The sequence below is a fragment of the Arthrobacter sp. CDRTa11 genome (genome assembly GCF_026427775.1).
Lineage (GTDB): Bacteria > Actinomycetota > Actinomycetes > Actinomycetales > Micrococcaceae > Arthrobacter.
Genome location: NZ_CP044532.1, coordinates 2,105,719 through 2,128,753 on the forward strand (window position 1 = coordinate 2,105,719; position 23,035 = coordinate 2,128,753).

At 62.7% G+C, this 23,035-nt stretch carries 16 protein-coding genes and 1 pseudogene; 4 read left to right on the top strand and 13 right to left on the bottom strand.

The window, feature by feature from the left end; translation table 11 throughout:
- Positions 1–690: 690 nt before the first annotated feature.
- Positions 691–2,127 (bottom strand): GntR family transcriptional regulator, encoded by a 1,437-nt coding sequence (locus tag F8G81_RS09560; protein WP_267278738.1) that lies wholly within the window; start codon positions 2,125–2,127, stop codon positions 691–693.
- 452 nt (positions 2,128–2,579) lie between these two features.
- On the opposite strand from F8G81_RS09560, the pseudogene F8G81_RS09565 reads away from it, so the two are divergent.
- Positions 2,580–2,771 (top strand): annotated as a pseudogene (locus F8G81_RS09565) (enolase C-terminal domain-like protein); the annotation flags it as partial.
- A gap of 229 nt (positions 2,772–3,000) precedes the next feature.
- On the opposite strand, the gene F8G81_RS09570 reads toward F8G81_RS09565, so the two are convergent.
- The 7 genes from F8G81_RS09570 to F8G81_RS09600 form a co-directional block, all read right to left on the bottom strand.
- The gene (locus F8G81_RS09570; protein WP_267278739.1) at positions 3,001–4,269 is read right to left on the bottom strand and encodes an MFS transporter; all 1,269 of its coding nucleotides are present in this window, start codon (positions 4,267–4,269) and stop codon (positions 3,001–3,003) included.
- An 83-nt stretch (positions 4,270–4,352) separates the two neighbouring features.
- On the bottom strand, positions 4,353–4,982 hold the full coding sequence (locus F8G81_RS09575) for a TetR/AcrR family transcriptional regulator (protein WP_267278740.1): 630 nt from the start codon (positions 4,980–4,982) through the stop codon (positions 4,353–4,355).
- A gap of 3 nt (positions 4,983–4,985) precedes the next feature.
- On the bottom strand, positions 4,986–7,490 hold the full coding sequence (locus F8G81_RS09580; protein WP_267278741.1) for a glycoside hydrolase family 3 C-terminal domain-containing protein: 2,505 nt from the start codon (positions 7,488–7,490) through the stop codon (positions 4,986–4,988).
- Positions 7,487–8,767 carry an MFS transporter gene (locus F8G81_RS09585; protein ID WP_267278742.1) on the bottom strand — a complete coding sequence of 427 codons (1,281 nt, stop codon included), beginning with the start codon at positions 8,765–8,767 and terminating at the stop codon, positions 7,487–7,489. Before F8G81_RS09585 ends, F8G81_RS09580 begins: the two co-directional genes overlap by 4 nt.
- Before the next feature lie 624 nt (positions 8,768–9,391).
- A complete protein-coding gene (locus F8G81_RS09590) occupies positions 9,392–10,552 on the bottom strand; it encodes an acyl-CoA dehydrogenase family protein (protein WP_267278743.1) in 1,161 nt (386 codons plus the stop codon).
- Positions 10,531–11,739 (bottom strand): CaiB/BaiF CoA transferase family protein, encoded by a 1,209-nt coding sequence (locus F8G81_RS09595; protein ID WP_267278744.1) that lies wholly within the window; start codon positions 11,737–11,739, stop codon positions 10,531–10,533. Before F8G81_RS09595 ends, F8G81_RS09590 begins: the two co-directional genes overlap by 22 nt.
- A 96-nt stretch (positions 11,740–11,835) precedes the next feature.
- Complete coding sequence (locus F8G81_RS09600) at positions 11,836–12,564, bottom strand: GntR family transcriptional regulator (RefSeq protein ID WP_267278745.1); 729 nt, start codon at positions 12,562–12,564, stop codon at positions 11,836–11,838.
- A 63-nt stretch (positions 12,565–12,627) separates the two neighbouring features.
- Here F8G81_RS09600 and F8G81_RS09605 point away from each other — a divergent pair, with 63 nt between their 5' ends.
- The 3 genes from F8G81_RS09605 to F8G81_RS09615 all read left to right on the top strand — a co-directional run bounded on the left by F8G81_RS09605 (position 12,628) and on the right by F8G81_RS09615 (position 16,735).
- Positions 12,628–13,371: a TetR family transcriptional regulator gene (locus F8G81_RS09605; RefSeq protein WP_267278746.1), complete on the top strand. Its 744-nt coding sequence runs from the start codon at positions 12,628–12,630 to the stop codon at positions 13,369–13,371.
- 83 nt (positions 13,372–13,454) lie between these two features.
- Positions 13,455–15,548: a 3-hydroxyacyl-CoA dehydrogenase NAD-binding domain-containing protein gene (locus F8G81_RS09610; RefSeq protein WP_267278747.1), complete on the top strand. Its 2,094-nt coding sequence runs from the start codon at positions 13,455–13,457 to the stop codon at positions 15,546–15,548.
- The gene (locus tag F8G81_RS09615) at positions 15,545–16,735 is read left to right on the top strand and encodes an acetyl-CoA C-acetyltransferase (protein ID WP_267278748.1); all 1,191 of its coding nucleotides are present in this window, start codon (positions 15,545–15,547) and stop codon (positions 16,733–16,735) included. Before F8G81_RS09610 ends, F8G81_RS09615 begins: the two co-directional genes overlap by 4 nt.
- Here the strand turns inward: F8G81_RS09615 and F8G81_RS09620 are convergent.
- The 5 genes from F8G81_RS09620 to F8G81_RS09640 all read right to left on the bottom strand — a co-directional run bounded on the left by F8G81_RS09620 (position 16,732) and on the right by F8G81_RS09640 (position 22,949).
- Positions 16,732–17,004, bottom strand: coding sequence for a hypothetical protein (locus F8G81_RS09620; RefSeq protein WP_267278749.1), 273 nt, complete (start codon positions 17,002–17,004; stop codon positions 16,732–16,734). The two genes, F8G81_RS09615 and F8G81_RS09620, sit on opposite strands and share 4 nt — an antisense overlap.
- A 662-nt stretch (positions 17,005–17,666) precedes the next feature.
- On the bottom strand, positions 17,667–19,175 hold the full coding sequence (locus F8G81_RS09625) for an NAD-dependent succinate-semialdehyde dehydrogenase (RefSeq protein WP_267278750.1): 1,509 nt from the start codon (positions 19,173–19,175) through the stop codon (positions 17,667–17,669).
- Between the two features lie 145 nt (positions 19,176–19,320).
- Positions 19,321–20,277: an alpha/beta hydrolase gene (locus F8G81_RS09630; RefSeq protein ID WP_267278751.1), complete on the bottom strand. Its 957-nt coding sequence runs from the start codon at positions 20,275–20,277 to the stop codon at positions 19,321–19,323.
- Positions 20,274–21,761: a flavin-containing monooxygenase gene (locus F8G81_RS09635; RefSeq protein ID WP_267278752.1), complete on the bottom strand. Its 1,488-nt coding sequence runs from the start codon at positions 21,759–21,761 to the stop codon at positions 20,274–20,276. Before F8G81_RS09635 ends, F8G81_RS09630 begins: the two co-directional genes overlap by 4 nt.
- Before the next feature lie 33 nt (positions 21,762–21,794).
- A complete protein-coding gene (locus tag F8G81_RS09640) occupies positions 21,795–22,949 on the bottom strand; it encodes an alcohol dehydrogenase catalytic domain-containing protein (protein WP_267278753.1) in 1,155 nt (384 codons plus the stop codon).
- Between the last annotated feature and the right edge of the window lie 86 nt (positions 22,950–23,035).

Here is a 23,035-nt window from a genome sequence, read left to right on the forward strand (position 1 = left end):
ATTTTGAACACGCCGAATCAGGATTTTGGCGACCAGCAGGTGGCCTCACCTTCAACACCGTCGCCGATGAATCGGTGTCTACCCATTGGTGCGTCAGTAGGGCATGCCGCTAAGGGGAGGGACCCGTGGAGCCGCCATGCCGAGCGGTCTCGTGAACGATGATGCCATTGCTGTTCCTGTAGTCATCACATAACAGCGTTTCGTGCTTGCCTGTGGAGCGACGGCGGGGGTAACATCCAACTCGGTGAGCTTTCGGCGAACGCCCAGCTGCAAGAGCCACCCTGCCGAAGCTGTCTGGATGAGACCTATGACTTCCTAAAAAGGGACGTCCAGTAACGAACTTTAGATCCTATTCCGACGGTGTTTGAGGGAGTGCCTGACGTCAGGTTGGGTTATACCTAATACCACCGGAGGCTGAGTAACCGCACCTCCCAACTGTCAGGCGCTGGGCGCTTGTTCAGGTTAAGTTGGTTCGGCATAGACAAGTTCTCGACGGAAGAGTTGGACGTCCGGCCCGCGGGTAGGTAGGAGGGGTGGGGCGTCCAAATTGCATCCGACGTCTCGGATACGGGCCGGTGAATGCGGCGTTCCTTTGTACCTTTTTTCTGTATGTTTCCACAGCCCGGCACAATATGGACGGCAATTTCTACACAGTTAAAGGCGCTGTCTGTATGACGGGGGCGGCGGCACTTAGGGCACGCGGCCAGCCGTAGGGGTGCCGATGAAGAGCCGCCACGGCATGGCGTCGAGGTCGATCTGCTTCCCGGCGTATTGTCCGGCTGAGTAGGTTCCTCCCATAAAGCGGCCGGTGTTGGTTGCGATGATGGCATCCTGCTGGTCGACGAGGCACGTATTGGGAGGCAAGGCCCGAAGGTGCGGTTCGAGGTGGCTCTGGATTCCCCGGACGAGGACATCTGCAGCGACGATCCCGACCATTTCCTCTTCCACGTAAACGGCTTTGCTGAATGTGAGGACGTTTTCGTTGCTCCCGTTGGCATCCAGGTATGCATGGCTGATGTGGATGGTTTCGTCGCCATAGTGTTCAGGGCGCCACGCTACGGTTCCGATGTCATATAAGTCCCAGTCGACCACGAGCCGCTGAAGTGATTGCGGTCCTGTCGGGGCATGGCACCACGCCGAGCCGGCATGGCCGAATGAGGTGTCGGGAAGGAATCCCGCTCCGTACAGAAGTGCGACGTTCCCTTCGAGAGTCCGTCGCGACACGTCGTAGATAGCGTCCAGGGCAGAGCTGTCGGCCTCACGCTTAGAGCCGAGCTGGACGCGCACCGCGTCTTCAATCGCACGGATTGAGGAGGAGGCCGTATCGGCCAGCAGCTCAGAAAAGGATTCGATCAACGCAACTTCGCGTTCTTCCTTGACGGGGTCAGGAAAAGTTTCTTTCCGTGATGCATCCACGCTCATGCGCAGGTCGAGTACCCGGTTCATATCCGCACGGACATGATCTTCGGCCAGAGCGCGGGCACGTGCCCCGTCGCCGGACCGGATCGCTTCAACGATGGCGACATGTTCCGAGGCTGCGTTACTGTATCCGGCGGGGGCTGCCCAGATCAGTGGCCCCACTTCGGCCTGCATTGCCATTTCCTCGCGGGTGAGGCGCACGGAGCCTGAGCTGGCGGCAAGTTCGATGTGGAACCTGCTGTCGTCGCGGATCGCCTGCGCGGAATCCTCAGCCGACTCGATCTTGGCGGCCATGGATGCCAGGCGTGCAAGGGAAAGCCGTCCGCTGCGCTCCGCGGCGGCAGCTGCTGCGGAGCCCGCCAGGAAGGCCCAGTAGTCGCGGATGTCGCGCAGGTCGTCGAGGGAGTAGGCCATGACCGATTCGCGCTCGGCCTTGATAATGTCGCCCGTGCTGGCTTTGACGAAGCTTCCGCCGCCCTTGCCGCGCCGCGTCTCGAGCAAGCCGCGTCCGCGCAGTTCTGCCAAGGCAGCGCGAAGGGTCAGGGTGGAGACGCCCATTTTGGCTGCCAGCTCGTTTTCGCTGGGCAGCTGGGTCCCGTCTTCAAGCACTCCGAGCTCGATGGCGTACCTGAGCCGCCTCCCCACCTCCTCCCCCCGGTCAAAGGTGGCCAACGGGGCGAAGGCGAGCTGCTCTCTCCATGAGGTCATGGACGGTTGCTCCTTGTCAGGCGTGCTTGGCTACGCCATCTTCATTCTCTGACCTTTAACGTCAAATGTCTATTGACATATAACATTAAAGGTCTGAAACTTATAGAAGAACAAGCGAGATGTAGACATCTCCGAACCAGGTTGAAGGGAATGATGGGCATGACACGTGAAGAAGCGTATGCAGGTTGCCCTTCAGACTCCTACGTGGAGTTCTACGGAGGCCAGTGGCTAGTCGTCCCGTTCGCTCCAGTTGAGCAGCCCTCCTTCTTCACCTGCCTTCCCAGCAGCAGGCAGGACACCGGCCTCCACACTGGGCGTCTGACGTAAGCGAACCGGCACGGCCCCTCGTCCTCCTATTTGGAGAAGGTACGACATCTATTCGCCGAGATGGAACGCCTAGTCAACCAGTTCAGGCATTACGTCCAATACGGAAGTTGACAGGGAACTTCTCGCACTCACGGAACGAGTTCGGCCCGGAAATGTCGCTACTGCACGACGGCCACCACCGGATGACCCCAATCCAGGCAGCCAAACTCGGCAAAGCCCTGGAACCGTATGATCTGTTCTGGATGGAGGACTGCACCCCTGCCGAGAACCAGGAAGGCCTGCGCCTGGTCCGCCAACACACCACCACCCCGCTGGCATGAGACGGGCGCCCGCCGTCGTGTTTTCGCGCGACAAGGCGGGTTCCCAAGAAGGGCGGCCAGCACTTGAGGATCTGCGACGGCTACCGTGGCAGAGAAACCGCAAGCAGGTTTTCCAGGTGGTGCCGCGCCTCGGCAAGGCGTGAATGGAACTTCATATCCTGTTGGGCTGCAACGAATATTCCGGCCGGCTGCTTCAGCCTGTGGCGCACAGCTGATGGTGGTCACGTCAGCCAGCTGGAGCCCGGCGGCCCCTGAGTAACCGCCAAAGGGTCCATGCGGTGACGGCGCCGACCAGTGCCATGGCTCCTGCGCTAAGCCCGGAATAGCCAACGGCGGCGAGGATGGGTCCTGCCAGGGCTCCGCAAGTTGCCCCGGTGAGGTTCATGAGGAGGTCTGAAACACCTTGCAGGGGACCCCGTTCGGCTGCGGACACCGAATCGCCCACCAGGGACGAGCCGGAAACGATGGAAGCTGACCATCCCAGACCCAGGAGGATCAGGCTTGGAGTCACCATGGTGTGCGGGGCGAGCCATGCGAACACCAAGGAAGCCAGCAGCATTGCCTGCCCCGTCAGCAGCACGGGAATCCGGCCGAGGCGGTCTGAGAGCCATCCGAACAGCGGCGAAAAGCCGAACATCCCCGCAATATGGAGGCTGATGGTCATGCCGACGATCGCGAGGCTTGCCCCGTGATCGTGCAGATGTACCGGGGTCATCGACATGAGTGCCACCATGGTGCCGTGGCTGAGCGCCACCACCGTAACGGCGTAACGGGCGGCGGGGTTGCGGCGAAGGATCGAGAAGCCGGAATCAGGTTTGGTGGTGATGCCGCCGTCTTCTCTCGGTGGGGGCCCCATGACTTGGGGCTTGACCCGGAGGCCCGCATAAAAGACCAGGGCGGCAACTAACTGGGCCGCCACCGTGAACGCGAACGCACCCGTCAGCGTCGGCAAGTGGAGCAGTGTGCCGAAGGCCTCTCCGGGTTCGAAGAGGTTGGGGCCGGAAACTGCCCCAATGGTGGTTGACCATACGACGATGGAAAGGTCACGGCCACGGGTCTTTGGCGTGGACAGATCCGTGGCAGCGAAGCGGGCCTGGAAGCTCACAGCGGTTCCCGCGCCAAGCAGGATGAGCCCAATCAGCAAGGCCGGGAAGGAGGACAGTGCCGCCGAAGCGATGGCGATGGCTGCACCGAATGCGGAGGTCAGCGATCCGGCCGCGAGCGAGACTCCCCGCCCTCGTTTTGCGGCCGCGCGGGCCAAGGGGATGGCAAAGGCGGCGGCGCCGAGTGTATTCATCGTGGCGGCCATTCCGGACCAGGACGTGGAACCGGAGACCTGAACGGCAAGAAGGGAACCGAGTGAGAGCGAGGCGCCCATTCCGATTCCGCCGAGAATCTGTCCTGCGATCAGGACGCCGATGGTGCGCCGCTGGCCTTCGTGCCGGTCCGGCGCGTCCGTTTGAACGGCTACTTGATGTGTTGCAGGAGTTTCCATGTTTTCTGACTTTCTCCGTGAACCGGGCACGGCAACAGAGGGGAGGGTCCGCGGATCAAACGGAACTTCCCCGGTGCCGGCCCTTAGCCCCAGGTGGTCTTTATGCTTTCGATGAAAATTCTCAACTGCGCCACCATCGAGAAACTCCCGGGAGCGCAGAGCCATTGCTGCTGTATGCCGTCAAGGACTGCGATGGTGTTGTTGACGATTGCCTCCACTGGGGCGTCCTGGGAGACATTCCCGTGGACCTTCCCATCTTCCAGCGCTTCGCTAAGCCACCGGCGCAGGCTCGAATAGTGGTCCAGAAGCCATTGATGCGCGGGATGTCCCGGTTCGGTGGCTTCGGCGGAGAGCCTCACGAAAAGCCCCACCCAGTCGGGCCGGGTTGAGTTCCTCGCAACCAGGGATACTAGGGCATCGAAGGCTTCCCAGCCCAGAGGAGCCTGCTCTCCGTCGAAAAGGAAGTCGGCGTCTTCCTTGGAACGGTGTTCGAGCACCGCTGACAGCAAGACCGTTTTGGACGGAAAATGATGGAGCAAGCCGGATTGCGAGAGACCGGTCTTAGCTGCGACATCGGCGATGGAAGTTCCTCCGTAGCCGCCCACTGCGAAGAGTTCAATCGCGGTTTGGATTGCCTTGAGCCTTGCGGTTTCGCCGTTGCGGCGGCGCCGGGGGTGCTCCCGCTCTATCCGGTATCCGGCTGGGTACGACATGGTTTACTCCTTGCTTGTTCCGGCCACCATGGCCTCGCGCCCGGTGGGAGCCAGTTCCAGTCTGACATCGCCAAGTCCACGTGCGACGACGACCCGGCCTCCGGCGATGTCATCCCAGCGACGCGCGGTACTGTTCCACCGCCGTTGCGCGCGGGGGTCGCAGCTGACGTCGATGCTTTCCTCCCCGCCGGGTTCCAGGTGAAGCTGCGCCCAGCCGATGAGCCGTGGAGGAACGGACGGGTCATCCGGGAAGCGGTAGACCTGTACGGTTTCGGTTCCTGCGCGGTTCCCGACGTTGCCGAGCGTCACGCGTACGGACTTCACGGTTTCCCGCTTCATGGAGGTGATCTCGGCGGCCTTGTAGTCCCATTCGGTGTAGCCGAGGCCATGTCCGAACCAGAACATGGGCTGTTCGGTGGAGGTGCTCCATCCGCGGTATCCCACTCCTGTTCCCTCTGAGTAGGCGAGCCTGCCGCCACGTGGGGTCACTGACCATGCCGGGCCTTGGCCGTCCCGGGCGGGGAAGGTGGTTACCAGGCGTCCCGCAGGTTCGACATCGCCGGTCAGTGCCGCCGCTATGGCGTCGCCCGCTTCCTGTCCCGGGAGCCCGGCAAACAGCACGGCGTCCACGTCCGCGATCCAGGGCATGAGAACCGGTGTCGCGGCGTTCAGGACCACGACGGTCCGCTTCGCCACGGCTGCCACCGCTGCCACGAGGGCATCCTGGTCCCCGGGCAGGGCGAGGGTGCTCTTGTCCTGGCCTTCCGTTTCCTGTTCCTGCGTATAACCGACGACGACGACGGCAACGTCCGCGTCAGCGGCGGCCGCCACAGCGTCCCGGATGGCGGCGGCGCTGTTTTTCAATGCGGGTTCCGCGACCAGGCCGATGAGGCGGTTCTCGTTCTCAGCGTCAGTGGTCGCGGTGATCCGCGCGCCCGGATCGACGTCCAGCGGTACGGCATGGCTCTTGGGGCGGAAGAATCCGCCGCCTGGACCGTGGTGGAAGGGCGTCCGTATGGACTCCCGGTATCCAGGCGCGGATACGTCCCAATTGCCGGCCCCGCGGGTGCCGATCATCATCCTGGCGGGCTGGTCGATTGCCAGCTCGGCTGAGAGTTCGATGGACGCCGCTCCGGAGGCCCAGCTTTCCCCGCTGACTTCAAGCTCCGGGACTTCGAGATGGCGGGTGCCGAGCAGCTTTCCTTCCTTGTCGAAGGTCCGCGCGCGCGCACCGCGGGTCCCGGTTTCCGGGTCCCGGAGGAGTTCGGGATTCGCTGCGAGCCATTGCGTGCGGGTCCGGACCCCATCGACGACGGTTACGCGGTCCTCGCCGAGGGCCCGCGCTATTCCCGTGGCGGCGCTGACGACGTGGGGCGGGCGCACGATGGCGGAGCCGCCACCTTGCGCCACGGTATCGATGGCGTGACGGCCGATGACCACCACGCTTTCCGTGGAGTCCTTGCGGAGTGGAAGCGTGTTCTCGCGGTTGACCAGGACGGCCATGCTGCGGCCGGCGAGCCGGCGCAGCTGTTCGCGGCGCTCCGGGCTGTCAGGGCGGGGCAGGTTCTTTGTCCAGGTGCGGCCGCCGTCGAAGGCGCCCACGCGCGATGCGAGCCTGAGAAGTCTGCGGAGGTGGTCATCGATGGTGTCTTCGGAGACGTCACCTTTTTGGACGGCGTCCACCAGGGACCGGTTCCAGGGAGTGTCCGGTCCGGGCATGACGAGGTCGAGTCCGCCGTTGGCGCTTTCCACGGCTGTTTTGGTGGCGAGCCAATCGGACATCACCAGCCCGTCAAAGCCCCACTCCTCTTTGAGGATCTTGTTCAGGAGTTCGTCGTGCTCGGTGGCCGTGGTTCCGTTGATCTTGTTGTAGGATGCCATGATCGTCCAGGGCCGGGCGTCTTCCACAATGATCTGGAAGGGAAGCAGATACAACTCCCGGAGGGCATCTTCCGGAACCACCGAGTCCACGGTGGTGCGCTCGGTTTCGGCTTCGTTGGCAAGGAAGTGTTTCGGCGTCGCCGCGATCCCCCGTGCCTGCAGGGATTGTACGTACGCCGCCCCGAGGTGGCCCGTGAGGACGGGGTCTTCACTGAAGCATTCAAACAGGCGTCCGCCAAGAGGGGTCCGGTGAAGGTTTACCGTGGGCCCCAGGACAACATGGGTCTCTTGGTCCTCTGCTTCGTCGGCAAGGATTTGCCCGACCTCGCGCATCACGTCCAGGTCCCAGCTTTGGGCGATGAGCGTTGCGTTGGGCAGCAGGCAAGCGACCCGTCCTCCGACCACCAGCGGCCCGCGTACCCCTGAGGGCCCATCGGACATAACGATTTCCCTAAGGCCGATCGCTGGCTCAGCGGACAAGCTGAACATCCTTGCCCCGGAGAGGAGCTTTACCTTCGAAGGAAGGTCCAAAGCGGCAATTGCCTGTTCGATGGCCCTGGCAAAGTCCTGGCCCATTGCTGCTGTCTCCTCGCTGTCTGTGCTTGTGAGGGTGGGATGTTCGTTCATCGGACCTTCTTTACCGGAAGAATGGTCAGCGCACCAAGCACGGCGATCACGGCCGCTACGGTCAGCAGGAGGTCGTAACTGCCTCCACCCACTGTGAGCAGTGCGGCTGAACCTGCCGGTGCAAGTGTCTGGGGACCGGCCATGGCGATGTTGAAGACGCCCAGGTCCTTCGCTGTGTCATCCGGGTTGGGGAGGACATCGATGACGAGGGCGAGGTCAACAGCGATGTAGATGCCGAAGCCGATGCCGATGACCAGTTCCGCCCAATAAAACCCGCTCGTGGAGTCTGCCAGGCTCAGCATCCAGGTGCCAATGCCGAAGATAACGGCCGAGATCCAGATGAAGACCTTTCGACGCCCAAGCCTGTCCGAGATCCATCCGGCGATTTGGCCTGCCGTCACGAGGGCGAGGGTGTAAATGAGGACACCGGTCGCCAAGGCTCCAGCCGCGTCCTCTTTGGAAAGGCCCAGGTCCTGCTGCAGGTACAGGAGGCGGAACGAGACGAACATGAACAGTGCCAGGACGACGAGAAAGCGTGAGATCCAGGCGAATGCGAAGTCTGGGTGCTTGACCGGGTTTACCCAGAATGTCTTCAGAGCGGTGCGCAGGCCGCCTTCGGATTCAGGCCGGCGTTCCATGGGCTGGTCCGGCAGCACGAATGCAAAGACGAGGACAAGGATCAGCCCGAGGACTCCGGGAACCAGGAAGAGAAGGAGCATGTTCTGCCCGAGAAGACTTGCCGAGTAGGCTGCGCCCAGGCCCGCGGCCTGGGAGGCGATGCCAATCATGCCGCTGACTTTGCCACGCTGCCACTGGGGTATCTGGTCTGCGAGGGAGGCCGTATGCGCAGCCACCGCAGCGTTGCCAAGGGCCTGTGCCAAGAACCAGCCAATGCCCAGAATCATGACATTTGGTGCTATGGCAATGACGGTCAGGCTTACCAGGAGTCCCAATGCTCCAGCAACCAGCCACGGGCGACGCCGGCCGAAACGGCCAATGGTTCGGTCGCTGAGCCGGCCAAAGATGGGATCGAAGAGGAGGGCGGCGAAGGCGCCCATAGAGATCACGAGACCGAGTGTAGGGGCAACTTCAGCTGGGGACACCAAAGACTGCACCTTGAGCGTCATCCCGGCCACGATTGGCACGGAAAGGGCCGTCATAAGCCCGAGCCGGGCCAGCACCATCGTGGCGATCACGCTTGCTTTGGCTTTTTCTTTGGGAGCAGATGCGGTGAGCGACGGCAACGTCGCCCCTGCAGCCGGATCAGACACAACCATGGGTCTCATCGCTTTCTGTGGATGGGTAAAAACATCAGGCATCAATGCCCGAAGTGATGAGTACCACGGTAGCATTAACAGACCGAGTACTCGGTCTGTTAATCAAATCGTTACTTTTGTTATTTGGTGGGGTGGGAAGCGGACCGATCTGCACTGCTGCGCGATCGGTTGGCAAGAATTGGCGTCTGAGGCGCGGTTGCGGCCTTCCCCGCTTAAGAGTCAGAAGCCTGGCAAGGCCCGACGGCGGCACCCGGCCAGTGCCGTCGTTGGGCGTTGCTGCCTGTCATGTAAGGGATACCGGTTTAGCTGGCTGTTCCGGGACTGCCTGCCGACTTCGGGTCCTGGAGGGTCCGGTTATCCACGTGCCACATGTCCAGTCCGTCGTCGGCGGCGGATCATGACACGGCCGAGTCCCCACGAGGTGGATCTAGGTGATGGAAACCGTCTGGAATGACGTCGTCTTACCAGCCGGTGCCCATTGACCCCCATCCCCTCGCAGCTCCACGAACTCGTTCCGCCAGAAGTACTTCCACCGTCAATCAGAAGCGGATCGTTCCGTTGCCGGGTAGCTGGAAACCTGCTCCTGCTGCTGGATCCGCACGGGCATCCCAGACTCTTGCGGGCTTAGCGGAAGGCGGGGATGCCGGTGAGCTTGTTGCCGAGGATGAGCGTGTGAACCTCATCCGTGCCCTCGTAGGTCCGCACCGATTCCAGATTGTTCGCGTGGCGCAGCGGCGAGTAGTCCAGGGTGATGCCGTTGCCACCCAAGATGGTACGGGCTTCGCGGGCAATCTTGATAGCTTCACGGCAGTTGTTCAGTTTGCCAACGGAGATGTGGTCCACCTGCAGGGTACCGGCGTCCTTCTTCCGGCCCAGATGCAGCGCAAGCAGGAAGCCCTTGTTGATTTCGAGGGCCATGTCCACCAGCTTCTGCTGTGTGAGCTGGTATCCGGCCAGGGGCTTGTCGAACTGCATCCGCTCCTGGGAGTAGGCCAGCGCAGCCTCGAAAGCATCGCGGGCAGCACCCATGGCGCCCCAAATGATACCGTAGCGTGCCTCATTAAGGCACGTAAAGGGGCCTTTCAGTCCTACCACGTTCGGAAGCACTGCCGATTCGGGAAGACGCACGTCCACCAAATCAATGTCGCACTGGATGGAAGCACGCATGGAAAGCTTCGGTTCGATGGGAGTCGCGGTAAAGCCCCGGGTGGACGTGGGTACGACGAAGCCTCGAACGCCCTCGTCGGTCTGCGCCCAGATGATGGCGACGTTGGCCACAGACGCCAGGCCGATCCAGCGCTTGGAGCCGTTGAGCACCCAGTCGTTCCCGTCGCGGCGGGCAAAGGTCTTCATGCCACTCGGGTCGGAGCCTGCCGTGGGTTCAGTCAATCCGAAGCAACCGATCGCGTGACCCTTGGCCATGGCGGGCAGCCATTCCTGCTTCTGCTCTTCCGAGCCGTGCTTGTAGATGGCGCTCATGGCCAGTGAGCCCTGTACGGAGACGAAGGTCCGCAGGCCGGAGTCGCCGGCCTCGAGTTCGGCACCGGCCAAACCGTAATCCACTGCGGAGCCGCTAGCGCAGCCGTAGCCCTTCAGGTGCATACCCAGGAGCCCCATCCGGCCCAGCTCCGGAACGATCTCCAGGGGGAAGGTGGCCGATTCGTACCACTTGGCAATGTTCGGTTGGATTTCCGCGTCCACGAAGGACCGAACGGAGTCGCGCAGCCCCCGCTCTTCAGGGGTAAGTAGGGAATCAAAGTCAATCAGATCGCTGATGCTGGACATGGGGAGCCTTTCACAGTGGTGTTCGAGGAATGGGAAGTGAAGTTGCTGCCCTGGTGCTCACCGAGGACAGGGGGAGCTTGCCGATATGCGGCCGGGGAAGCTGATAGCCGGATGGGATTAGTCAACTGGTTTGATTCGCGGCCTGTGGTTGGCTCGGTTACGAGGATGGAAGGCCTGAGGCCAAGATTGTGGCCGAGTTCCAACGCTTCGCAGATGTTGTTGACCTTGCCGGCGGGTACTCCGGCTTCGAGGAGTTTCGCCTGCCAAATTCCGGCGGTGTCGGCTGCCAGAGCCTGTTCGAGGATTGCCTTGAGCTCCATGCGAGATTCCACTCTGAGTTCATTGCTGATGAAGCGCGGGTCCTCCGCCAGGCCGTCCAGCCCCAGCACTCCGGCCAGCGCTCCAAACTGCCGGTTGTTGCCAACCGCAACGGCAAGCATGCCGCCGCCTGTCCGGAAGGTTTCATAGGGGGCAATGCTGGGATGGGCGTTGCCCATCCGGGCCGGCGAGTTGCCGGTGGCCAGGGCGGCAGTTCCCTGGTTTACCAAGGCAGCAAGGAGCGAGGACAGCAGGTTGACCTGGACCTCCTGGCCGGAGCCGGTGGTGTCACGGACACGCAGCGCCATGAGGATGCCCGCCAAGGCATTCTGCCCGGTCAGTACGTCCACCAGGGCTACGCCGGCCTTGCTCGGCTCCGCATCGGGCGACCCGGTGATGCTCATCAAGCCGCCCAGTGCCTGGACCAGGAGGTCGTATCCGGGCAGCTCGGCACCGGCGCCTGATCCGAAGCCGGAGATGGAGCAGTACACCAGCTCCGGCCGTTCCGCGGCCAACGTCGGGTAGTCGAGTCCGAACTTGGCCATGATTCCCGGCCTGAAGTTCTCCACCACGACGTCGCATTCGGACACCAGTTCACGCGCGTAGGCCACGCCGTCCTCTGTCTTGAGGTCAACGACAACTGATTTCTTGTTGCGGTTGACGCTCGCGAAGTACGTTCCTTGGCCCTGGCCGTCCACCGGGGGGACCCAAGCGCGGGTGTCGTCGCCAGCCGGGCTTTCGATTTTGATGACTTCGGCGCCGAAGTCCGCCAACATCATGGTGCACAGTGGACCTGCCAGGACCCGTGAGAAATCCGCAATGCGGATCCCTGCCAGAGGTTGGATGAGTGAGGAGCTTGGGGATGCCACTTCGCATCCTTTCCAATGTATGTTGCATGCTACTGATGTATGTTGCATGCAACTCTAGGTGAGTCCGGGCTGTCTGTAAATACCTATTAGCTGGCGTCAGCCGGAAAACTTGGTGAGATGCTCCAGCTTGCTGAGGTACTCCTTAGATGACAAGCCCGGGGTTTGGGCGCACACGCCCGTGATCAGCAGCTGGGCGGTCCGGGTTACGTGGTCGCGCACAGCTTCGGCCGCTGCCCGGGGGGCGCGATGTTCCAGCGCCGCCAGGATGTCCTTGCGGTCATTGGCCAGGCCCTGGCTGCTCCGCGCGGACGGAATGGTGACCAAGCCGTGCGCCAGCACCATGTTGCGCAGCTCGCTGTCCAGGGCAGATAGCCGGGGGTTGCCCGCGAGTTCCATCAGGAATAGGTGGAAGTCCTTATCGGCCTGCAAGGTACCGGGGCCGTCGTCTCGCGCGGCTGCGTCTAGGATGCGCCTGTGCAGGACAAGGAAGTGGGCCAGGTCTGCGTCGGTGGCAACTTCCGCGGCCCGGGCTGCGGCGGGCGGTTCCAGCATGATGCGTATCTGGAAGATCTGCACGATCTCGTCGAGGGACATCTGCAGCACACGCACGCCCCGGTTCTTTTCGATCCGGACGATGCCTTCTTTCTCGAGCAACTGGAGGGCTTCGCGAACCGGTGTCCTGGAGACCCCGAGTCTCTCCGCGAGGCCAACGGCAGAGAAGTGCTCTCCGGGATTCATCTCACCGGAGGTGATGGCTGCCCGCAGCATGTTGGTGACCTGAACTGTCAGCGATTGGCCGTGGTCGATCTGTTGCATGCTACTCATGCTGGCATTCTACGGGCCGAGCGCAACCGCCGTTCAGGTCATCGGCCGCGGTAACTTAGGACGATGGAAAAAACCGCACCACGCGCCGGGCGGGTTGGACGGCTAAGTGTTGATTCGCCAGCCCCTGAAGAAGACCCTGCCGGTTTTCGCTCGAGAGTTGCCGAAGTTGCCGTGGAACTCTTCCTCTCCCGGGGCTTTGAAGCCACGAGCGTGCCCCACATCGCCGAAGCCGCCGGAATCTCTCGCAGCACCTTCTTTAGGCAGTTCCGCTCCAAGGAGGACGTGGTCTTTGCCGATCACGACGAACTGGTAGACCAGGCGGAAAAGTATCTGACCGCCACGGACGCGGATCCATGGCAGGCGGTCTGTGAAGCTGCCGCGATGGTCTTCCGCCACTATGAGCGCCAAGGATCACTCGCGCGGCAGCGGTACCAGGTGGTCAACGCGGTCCCCGCCCTCCGGGACAAGGAGCTTGTGACGGTTTTCAGGTACGAGCAGCTGTTCAACCAACACCTCAGGAAGGCCGTGCCCGGGATGGAACCTTTGGAGGGCATTCGGTTCACGTCCTCAGTGGTAAGCACCAACAACTACTTCCTGCGACGACTCATGAGGGACGCTACGCCGCCCAAGGAAGCGGAACTCCGCGACGCACTGGACGACGTCCGCCGCCTGCATGGGGTACTTGACGGGGACGCCTCTGAAGCGGTCGTCGTTGCCATCGTTCCGCGAACATTGACCGGTGACGCCTTGGCCAGGAAGCTCCGCGAGGCCGTGGAGCAGGCCAAAAGCCAAAACCAGCACATATAAGCGTCATGAAACTCAGTTGCACTTGACGCGGAACTGAGTACCACGTACAACTTGCGTAATCGTTATTCACGCAAGGGAGTGTCGTGTCCGAAAAGCCCGCAACCCTGGAAATAATCCGGGAAACCAGAGCCACACCAACGGAATCGACCACCGAAATCCGCATCACATATGTTCAGCGAGACGACTACACCATCGCTGTCCTGACACTGGAAAACCCTGAAGGGCGCCCGGCCACCCTGGGCCCGGCGTCATTGGACAACCTGGAGGCAGCACTACTGGCCCTCGACCTGTCCACAGTGGACGCGGTCGCCTTGACGGGTACAGGCTCGATCTTCTGCGCCGGCGCCGACCTGCGGGAGCTGACAGGTGCGAGCACCCCTCGGGACGCTGAGGAGGTTGCCCGCCGGGGCCTTGATGTCTTCCATCGCCTTGAGGCGCTCCCGGTGCCCACGTTTGCCTTCATCAACGGAGCAGCGCTGGGCGGTGGCCTTGAATTGGCGCTACACACGAATTATCGGGTCGCCTGCGAATCAGTGCGAGCACTGGGCTTTCCCGAGGTCCGGCTTGGCCTCCTCCCCGGCTGGGGCGGGATTCCGCGGACCATCGCCCTGCTGGGTTCCGAACTGGCCGCCCGACTCGTGATCACGGATTCCCTGGCCGGCAAGAACCTTACCGCATCAGCGGCTGCCGACGCCGGCCTCATCGACGCCGTGCTGCCCGGCGAAGACTTCCTCGCCGCGTCCCTGGAATTCACCGTGGGCCTTCTTTCCGGCAACATCTCAAAGCCCCGGGCTGCAGGTTTCACGGATGAATCATCGTTCGAGGTGAGCGGGCCTGCTTTGGAGGGCGTCAAGGCGCAGCTTGATGCCCGTTTTAAGGGTGCAATTCCAGCTCCATATCGTGCCCTCGAGCTCATGGCTGCTGGATCCGTGACACCTGCGGCGCAAATCCGAGCCTTCGGTGAGTTGTTGCTTTCCGACCAGGCGCGCGCCAGCATCTATGCGTTCTATGTAACCCAGTCGTTGGCCAAAGCACCTACCGGGCGTCCCACCGCCGAGCCCCTGGCGGTCCGCTCAATCGGCGTCGTAGGGGCCGGACTGATGGCGAGCCAGCTCGCTTTGGTGTTCGCACGCCAACTGCGGGTGCCGGTGCGCATTACAGACCTGTCGCAAGAGCGGGTGGAGGGTGCGCTGCAGTGGGTCGGCGGACAACTCAGCAAACTGGTTCAGCGCGGGCACCTGGATCCGGCCACTTCCGAGGACATCCGGGCACTGGTAACCGGGGGAACGGCGAAGGGCGATTTGGCTGGTTGCGACATCGTCATCGAAGCGGTCTTTGAGGAGCTGGAAGTAAAACGGGCGGTCTTCGCCGAACTTGAGCGACTGGTGAGACCGGATACCCTCCTGCTCACAAACACCTCCTCGCTCTCCATCGAGGCAATGGGGGCCGTCCTCAGCCATCCCGAACGCCTGGTTGGCTTCCACTTCTTCAACCCCGTGGCGGTGTTGCCGCTCGTGGAGATCATCACCACCCCCCAAACAAACGAATCCACACTTGCCACCGCCTTTGAACTTGCCAAGCGACTGCGCAAAACGGCCGTGCTCGTGACCGACACCGCGGGCTTCGTCGTCAATCGGGTACTGACGCGGTTGTTCAGTGAAGTACTGACACTCATTGACCAGGGCGCCGATCCAATGACTGTGGACCATGCTTTGGACCCCGTGGGCCTGCCCATGACGCCGCTGCGGCTGCTGCAATTTATTGGGCCGGCCGTCCAACTGCACATTTGCGAGATGATGCAGCAGACATATCCGGAGCGCTTCGGGCTCAGCTCCAGCCTGAAAGAGCTCGTCGCCGCAGGGATCCCGGGGTATTTGACCGACGACGGCGGGATCTCACCTGCCGCTGCTTCCCTCCTGCCCCCGCCCGAGGCGACGGACGTCGGCGTCGTACGTTCCCGTATCCTGACTGCGCTTGTGACCGAGGTGACCGCAATGCTGGACGAAGGCGTAGTAGCCGGCCCGGAACAAATTGATGTCTGCATGATCCTCGGCGCCAATTACCCTTTCCACACCGGCGGCCTGACGCCCCTGCTGGACAGGGAAGCCGGAACCACTTTCCACCCTGGCCTTCGGGTAGCACCGGGGGCTGACTATCTTTCCAAGGAGAACTCATGAACGCCGCTGCAGATGTTGTGATTGTGGGTGCCGCACGCACCCCCCAAGGCAGGTTGATGGGACAGCTGGCACCCCTATCCGCAGTCGAGCTTGGCGGTGCCGCCATCGCCGGAGCCCTGGACAGCGCGGGCGTACCAGCAGAAGCTGTCCAGGCTATCATCATGGGGCACGTTCTCCAGGCAGGTGCCGGGCAGAACCCCGCCCGGCAGGCCGCCTTCGCTGCGGGTATCCCGCTGAGAGCGCACGCGAGCACCGTCAACAAAGTGTGCCTCTCTGGCCTTAGCGCCATCATCGAGGCCGCCCGAATCCTGCGTCTTGGGGAAGCCGACGTTGTGGTGGCGGGTGGGCAGGAATCCATGAGCAACGCCCCGCATTTGCTGAAAGGTTCCCGCGCCGGGCATCTCTATGGCGATATCGCGCTGATTGATTCCGCTGCGCACGACGGCCTGACCGATGCTTTCGATCACGAGGCCATGGGACTGGCTACCGACAGGGCCAATGCTGCGCTGGCCATCTCCCGCCGGGACCAGGACAGGGTGGCCGTCGATTCGCACCGCCGGGCCGCAGCCGCCCAGGCTGCAGGACGGTTCGACGCCGAGATCGTCCCTGTCAAGGTACCAAAGCGCCGTGGTGAGGCCGAGCTCGTGCAAACAGACGAAGGGGTGCGTCCGGACAGCACCGTGGAGGCGCTCGGGAAACTCAGGACAGCATTTTCTTCCAGCGGAACCGTCACCGCCGGCAACGCTTCCCCTCTCAACGATGGAGCGGCGGCGGTGGTACTCACGACCCGTGCGTACGCCGACGCGCACGGCCTGAACGTGCTGGCCGTGATAGGAGCTCCCGGGCAAATCGCAGGCCCGGACACATCGCTTCCGGACAAGCCGGCGCGGGCCATCGCCAAGGCACTGGAATCGGCAGGCTGGAACACAACGGAACTCGACTTCGTTGAGATCAATGAAGCGTTTGCATCTGTGGTTCTGCAGTCAGCCCGGGAAATGGGTCTCGACATGGACAAGGTCAACATCAACGGGGGAGCAATTGCCCTGGGCCACCCCATCGGGGCATCCGGTGCCCGGGTTGTGGTCTCGGCCACGCACGAACTGGTCCGCCGCGGCTCCGGCAAAGCGGCCGTGGCCCTGTGCGGCGGCGGCGGGCAAGGCGAGGCCTTGTTGCTCTTCCGCGACTAGATTTGTGCGGCGCTGCGGCGCTGGTCGCGGAGTGCCACCAGCAGGACCACACGCTCGTTGAGCCGGTGAAGGCGGCGGACGCTTCGGGGGTCGGCGGGAAGCCAGCTCGAGCCGGTGAAGCCAGCTCCTAACGAAGGCGTATTCGTGGAACGCTCGTCTGAACCCAGCGAGATCAGCTGCCCCAGCCCCAGAATCACATCTGCTCTGGCGTGTCCGCCGGTTCTTTGCACTCCTGCCCAGGAGGCCTGCACGGCTTCTGCAATTTCCACCGTTCACCGGCCGCAGCGGCGCAAACAGATCATCTGTTGCGCGCCTGTGCTGTGAAGGTGAGCGTCCTCCCAACCGGGCCGCCGCCTGCAGGACCTGGTGCACCTGATTCAGAACCATGGAGCACCGGAGCTCGAGCAGACGCTTGATGTCAGGGCTCGCTGTCGAACAGCTCGGCGGACTTCCGGAATCGAGTCTGGGGCGCCCCACACCGCTGGAGCGAAGACCCGCCGCCTACGGCCGCGACAAAATGGGCATCGCCGCGGCCGGGGTCGAGAGTGCGGCACGGCTGAGTTGTGCTCTCGACCCCGTCGGCAGCCGACCGGGTGATGTTCTCGGTAGGCTCTGCCCTTACCAGTAGGCGCTGGCCGCTGCTTGGTTCCTGGTCACCATCGAGCTGGCGCCTTCAGTAAGAGAACCCGTAACCTCTGGCAACGTCGCAAGGCTTTTGAACCGCTGCGGACAAATTCCATCCCACAGGTGACAAATAAGGCATTGACGTTGGCGCCGAGTGCAGGCCCTCGAGATGCTCGAGCCCGCTGGACTCAACGGCATCATTAAGCCGAACACATCACTGTGCATCGAGAATCCGGCCAGCCCCTGTCGGTGTGCTGCACGCAAATCTTCTGCTGAGGGGATCCCTTGCAGCAAGGCGCCCTGTCAGCTAATTGTCGGTGTATGGATCAGCGATTCCGATGTACTGGGTGGTGGTGTACTCGGCAATGCCCTCGGAGCCGCCTTCGCGGCCGAGGCCGGATTGTTTGACGCCGCCGAAGGGTGCGGCGGCGTTGGAGATGACGCCGGCATTGAACCCGACCATGCCGAATTCGATCTGTTCTGCCACGCGCAGGAGCCGGTTGAAGTCCCGGCTGTAGAGGTAGGAGGCGAGGCCGTACTCGGAGGCGTTGGCGAGCCGGATGGCGTCTTCTTCGGTGGTGAAGGTGGTGACGGGGGCTACGGGGCCGAAGATTTCCTGACCCAGGATCGCCGCGTCGTTGGGGACGTTGGCGAGGACGGTGGGCGGGTAGAAGTAGCCGGGGCCGTCCACGGGTGTGCCGCCGGTGACTGCGGTGGCTCCGGCGTCGACGGCGGCGCTCACCAGCGCGTGCACGTCATCGCGGGCGCCGGCTTCGATCAGGGGCCCGACCTGGGTGCCGGGGTCTGTGCCGCGGCCGGTGGTGAGGGCACCCATGGCGGCGGCGAATTTGCGGGTGAATTCCTGGGCCACGGATTCGTGGACGAGGAACCGGTTCGCGGCCGTGCAGGCCTCGCCCATGTTCCGCATCTTGGCGGCCATCGCCCCTTCGACGGCCTTATCCAGGTCCGCGTCCTCAAACACGATGAAGGGGGCGTTGCCGCCGAGTTCCATGGAGGTGCGCAGCACGTTCTGGGCGCCGTCGGCCATCAGACGCTTGCCAACCGGGGTGGAGCCGGTAAAGGAGACCTTGCGAAGCCGCGAGTCCTTCATAAGTGGTCCGGAGATGCCCGATGCCCTGGAGGAGGACACTACGTTCAGGACACCGGCGGGAAGGCCGGCTTCCATCATGGTTTGCGCAAAAAGCTGGGAGGTCAGGGGGGTTAGCTTGGCCGGCTTCAGGACCATGGTGCACCCTGCTGCGATGGCGGGGGCGACCTTGCGGGTAGCCATGGCGAGCGGGAAGTTCCAGGGCGTGATGAGAAGGCAGGGGCCCACTGGCTTGTGCTGGACCAGAATCTTGTTTTTGCCCTCGGGGGTGGTGAGGTAGCGGCCGTAATCCCGGACTGCCTCCTCCGAGAACCAGCGCAGGAACTCGGCCCCGTAAGAGACTTCACCGCGGGATTCGGCCAACGGCTTGCCCATTTCCAACGTCATCAGCAGCGCGAAGTCCTCGGCGCGCTCGGTGACCAGGTCAAAGGCACGGCGCAGGATCTCCGCGCGTTTCCGCGGTGCGGTGCGCGCCCAGGAGACCTGAACGGCATCGGCTGCGTCGAGGGCAGCGATGGCGTCCTCGCTCGTGGCCGAGGCTAAAGTAGCGAGCACTTCCCCCGTGGCGGGGTCGTGAACATCGAACTGGCCGCCGTCTGATGCGTCCCGCCACCGACCTCCAATGAATAAACCGGTGGGGACAGAGGCAAGGAGATCGGACTCACGCTGGCGTGAGACAGAAGTTGGATCAACGAGAGCAGTGGTCATGAAGATTCCTAAAGAATGAGAATGACGACGATCCACCGGCCTTTTGGCGGTCATAGCCGTCGCTGGATAATCAGTTCAAGGGGCTCAGGCGCCGGAAGCGCAATTGGCCACGTGGGGTAGTGCGATGAAGGGGACGTACTTCATGTCAGTAGATAGTGCGGTCCCTGATAAAGGCGGCGACGTGGTCTACTGTTTGTTCTCCACGGGGAATGCGTCCAGCGGAGGTGAACAATCCGTGGGCGTATCCGGGGAGGTGCTGGTACTGGACTTCCGTGCCTGCCTGGGCTAGGGCGGCGGCGTAGTTCGCTCCTTCATCAACTAGTGGATCGTTGTCCACGGTGATTACGTACGTTGGTGGCAGCCCTGCGGGGAGTTGCGCCAGGGCGGGGCTGATATCTGGTGCAGAGCGGTCTATACCCTCTGGCAGATAGTTGTCCGCGAACCAGGCGATGGTGTCAGCAACCAGGGGGAACCCATCGGTGACGCGTTTGTAGGAGGGCGAGGACATGGTCAGGTCCAGCATGGGGTACATGAGGACCTGGCCAACAATAGGCAGTGGCTTCGTCGTGTTGGCGTTCTCGTTGGCCAGGACTGCGGCCAATTGCCCTCCCGCGCTGTCACCGACGAGCACAGCCTCGGTCACGTCCAGGCCGTGCTCGTTGCCGGCATCAAATAGCCACTGCAACGCAACGCGGCTGTCGTCAATCGCTGCGGGGTAGGGATGTTCCGGGGCAAGCCGGTAGTCCACTGCAATGACGGGCATGGTGGTGAGGGAGGCCAAACGGCGGCACAGCCCGTCATGAGTTGAGAGGCTTCCCATGACCCATCCCCCGCCGTGGAGAAACAGCACGGCGGGGGTTCGCCCCCCGGTGGTGCGGGGGTCATAGATCCCAACCTTGAAGTGCCCCACGCTGAATTCCGTGGCCGACGGCAGCAGGTCACCGCTCAGTCCGTTGGCAGCGCAGTTTCTCTCGTAGAGCTCGCGCACCTGCTCCAGGGGATAGGAGTGAAAGGGGCGCCCGCCGGAGACCCGGAATTTTTGCAGAACCTCGGCAGCGTCGGGTGCTATGGGCCTCCCGCTGAATTGGTCAGTTTGTGTCATTTTGCGGAACCGGATTCGGCCAGCTGCAGGTAGTCGTCGAGCTGGAGGTCTTGGGTATGGGCCCGGTATTCTTCGACGGTTCCGGACCAGTTGTTGATGACGCGGCCGTCCTCGTTTTTGTACCAGGAGGAGCATTCGGAGGAGAACGCAGACTTCTGAAGTTCTTCCTGAACGTGTTCGTTGAACTTTTCGACCGCCGCCCGGTCGACTTCCAGGATCCGTGATTCATCGGCCGCAATGTACTGCACACCCTGGGCAATGTAGCGGTGCTGGGCCTCCAGCATGGACACGACCGAGTTGTGGTTGAGGTTGGTGTTGGGGCCGTAGACCAGGAAGAGGTTGGGGAAGTTGTCGACGGTGATGCCCAGGTAGGCCTCCGGGGCGTTGCCCCACCGCTCATCGAGGCCGATTCCGTCGCGACCTGAGACGCGCATCGAACCCATGAAGGCGTGGCTCTTGAACCCGGTGGCATAGATGATGACGTCACATTCGTGCTCGACGCCGTCAGCGGTGCGGAGGCCGCGGGGTGTGAATTCTGTGATTACCTCTGTCACGAGTTCTACGTTCTCGCGGGTCAGGGCGGGGTAGAAATCATCGCTCCGGAGGATGCGCTTGCAACCGAAGTCGTAGTCGGGTGTGAGCTTGGCCCGCAGGTCGGGGTCGGATACCTGGTTTTCGAGGTGCTGGCGAGCAAGTTCGACTCCTTCCTCGGAAGCTGCGGTGTGGCGGCGGGTGCGTTCGAATCCGGCTTCGCGGAATTCGTGGATTTCCTGACGCAACTGGCGGTAGGTGTCCGGGTTTTCCTGGAAGCGTGCGCTTTCTTCCTCCGTGAAGATGTATTGGTCGCGGGGGAGGATGTAGTTCGCTGAGCGCTGGAATACGGTCAGGTTCGATGCGATCTTGGCAACCTCGGGCACGTACTGAACGGCGGTTGCAGCGGAGCCGATGGAAGCGACGCGTTTGCCGGTCAGGTCAAGGTCGTGCCGCCACTTGGAGGAGTGAAACGCCACGCCTTCGAAGGATTCGGTCCCGGGGAAGTTAGGGATGTTCGGTTCGTTCAGCTGGCCCCAGGCAGCGACCACGGAACGGGTCAGGAACTCCGAACCGTCGGCCGTATGCACGGTCCAAAGGCCGCGGTCCTGGTCCCATTCAGTCGCGGTGATGTTCTGGCCGAAGTGGATGTGCTTGCCGAGCCCGAATTCCTCAACCATGGAACGCAGATAACCCTGGAGTTCCTCCTGGCCGGCAAACATCCGGGTTACCTTGAGGTTCAGGAAGTAGCTATAGCAGTACACAAGGGCCTGCGTGTCGCAAGCGGCACCGGGATAGGTGTTCTCGCGCCATACGCCTCCCACATCGTTGCCGCGCTCGAGGATCAGGAAGTCCTCAATGCCTTCCTGGACGAACTGGGCGCCCTGGCCCAGGCCGCCGAAGCCTGCGCCGATGATGATTGCGCTGTAGATGTGGTCATTTGTGGAGGTCATGATGTTCTCTCTCGGGAGCTGGACTGTGGGTGGTCAGGAAAAGGTAATGATCTGGCGCAGTGCGTGGCCGCCGTCGAGCGTGTCCATGGCGCGGTTAATTTCTTCGAGCGGAATAGTGTCTGAGACCAGGCCTTCCACGGCCAGCTGGCCGGATCGCCAGAGCTGTTCGTAGATCGGGATGTCGTGTTCCGGGACTGCCGAGCCGAGGTAGCTGCCCACGATCGACCGGGCCTCTGCTGTCAGGGTCAGGGGGTCGATGGAGACCGACTGGCCCGGCGCCGGCAATCCCACGGTGACGGTGATGCCGCCGGGCTTCGTCAGTGCGATGGCAGCTTCCAGAGCGCGCGGGTGTCCGGCGGCTTCGATGACGGCGTCAAACTTTTCGCCGCGTTCCAGGGCCTCGGCAGAGGTCATCGCGTCCGCGGCACCAAGGTTCCGGGCGGATTCGAGTTTGGCCGGCAGGGTATCGACGCCAACGACGTGTTCAACTCCGGTGGCGATGGCCGTAATGAGTGCCGCCATGCCTACTCCGCCAAGACCGACGATGGCTACCCGGGCGGAAGGCGCCGGCTTGGCGACATTGAGGATGGCTCCTCCGCCGGTGAGAAGGGCACATCCGAGCAAAGCGGCGATGTGCGCCGGGACGTCGGACCCGACCGGCACAACGGAACGGCGGGAGACCACGGCGTGTGATGCGAATGCCGAGACTCCAAGGTGGTGTTGGACGGGCTCACCCTCGCGGGAGAGTCGGCGGTTTCCGCCCAGCAGCGTTCCTTCAGTATTGGAAGCGCTGCCCTGCTCGCACGGCGTTTTGCCGTTGGAATTGCATCCGGAGCATTCGCCGCAGCGGGGGAGGAAGGTCATAACGACGCGCTGGCCCAGAGAGATGTCGTTGACACCCTCGCCCAGTTCCTCAACGATGCCGGCCGCCTCGTGGCCGAGCAGCATCGGAACCGGTCGTAGCCGGTTTCCGTTGACGACGGAAAGGTCGGAGTGGCAGACGCCGGCTGCCTCGATGCGGACCAGGATCTCGCCCTTGCCAGGACCCTCGAGTTCAAGGTTGTCCACATGGATAGGACGGGTATCCGCGTAGGGTCGCTCTGCCCCGATGGCCTCAAGTACCGCCCCACGTATGGTCCTGGTGCGGGTGGCCTGCGTCTCGGTTGAATTCGTATCTTCGATCGTCACGATTGTCCTCTCAGTTGTGCGGTAAAGCTGTGCAGGGGAAGTCGTTTGGGAGGGACCGCGCGGCGCAGAGCAGCACCATGTGGGCT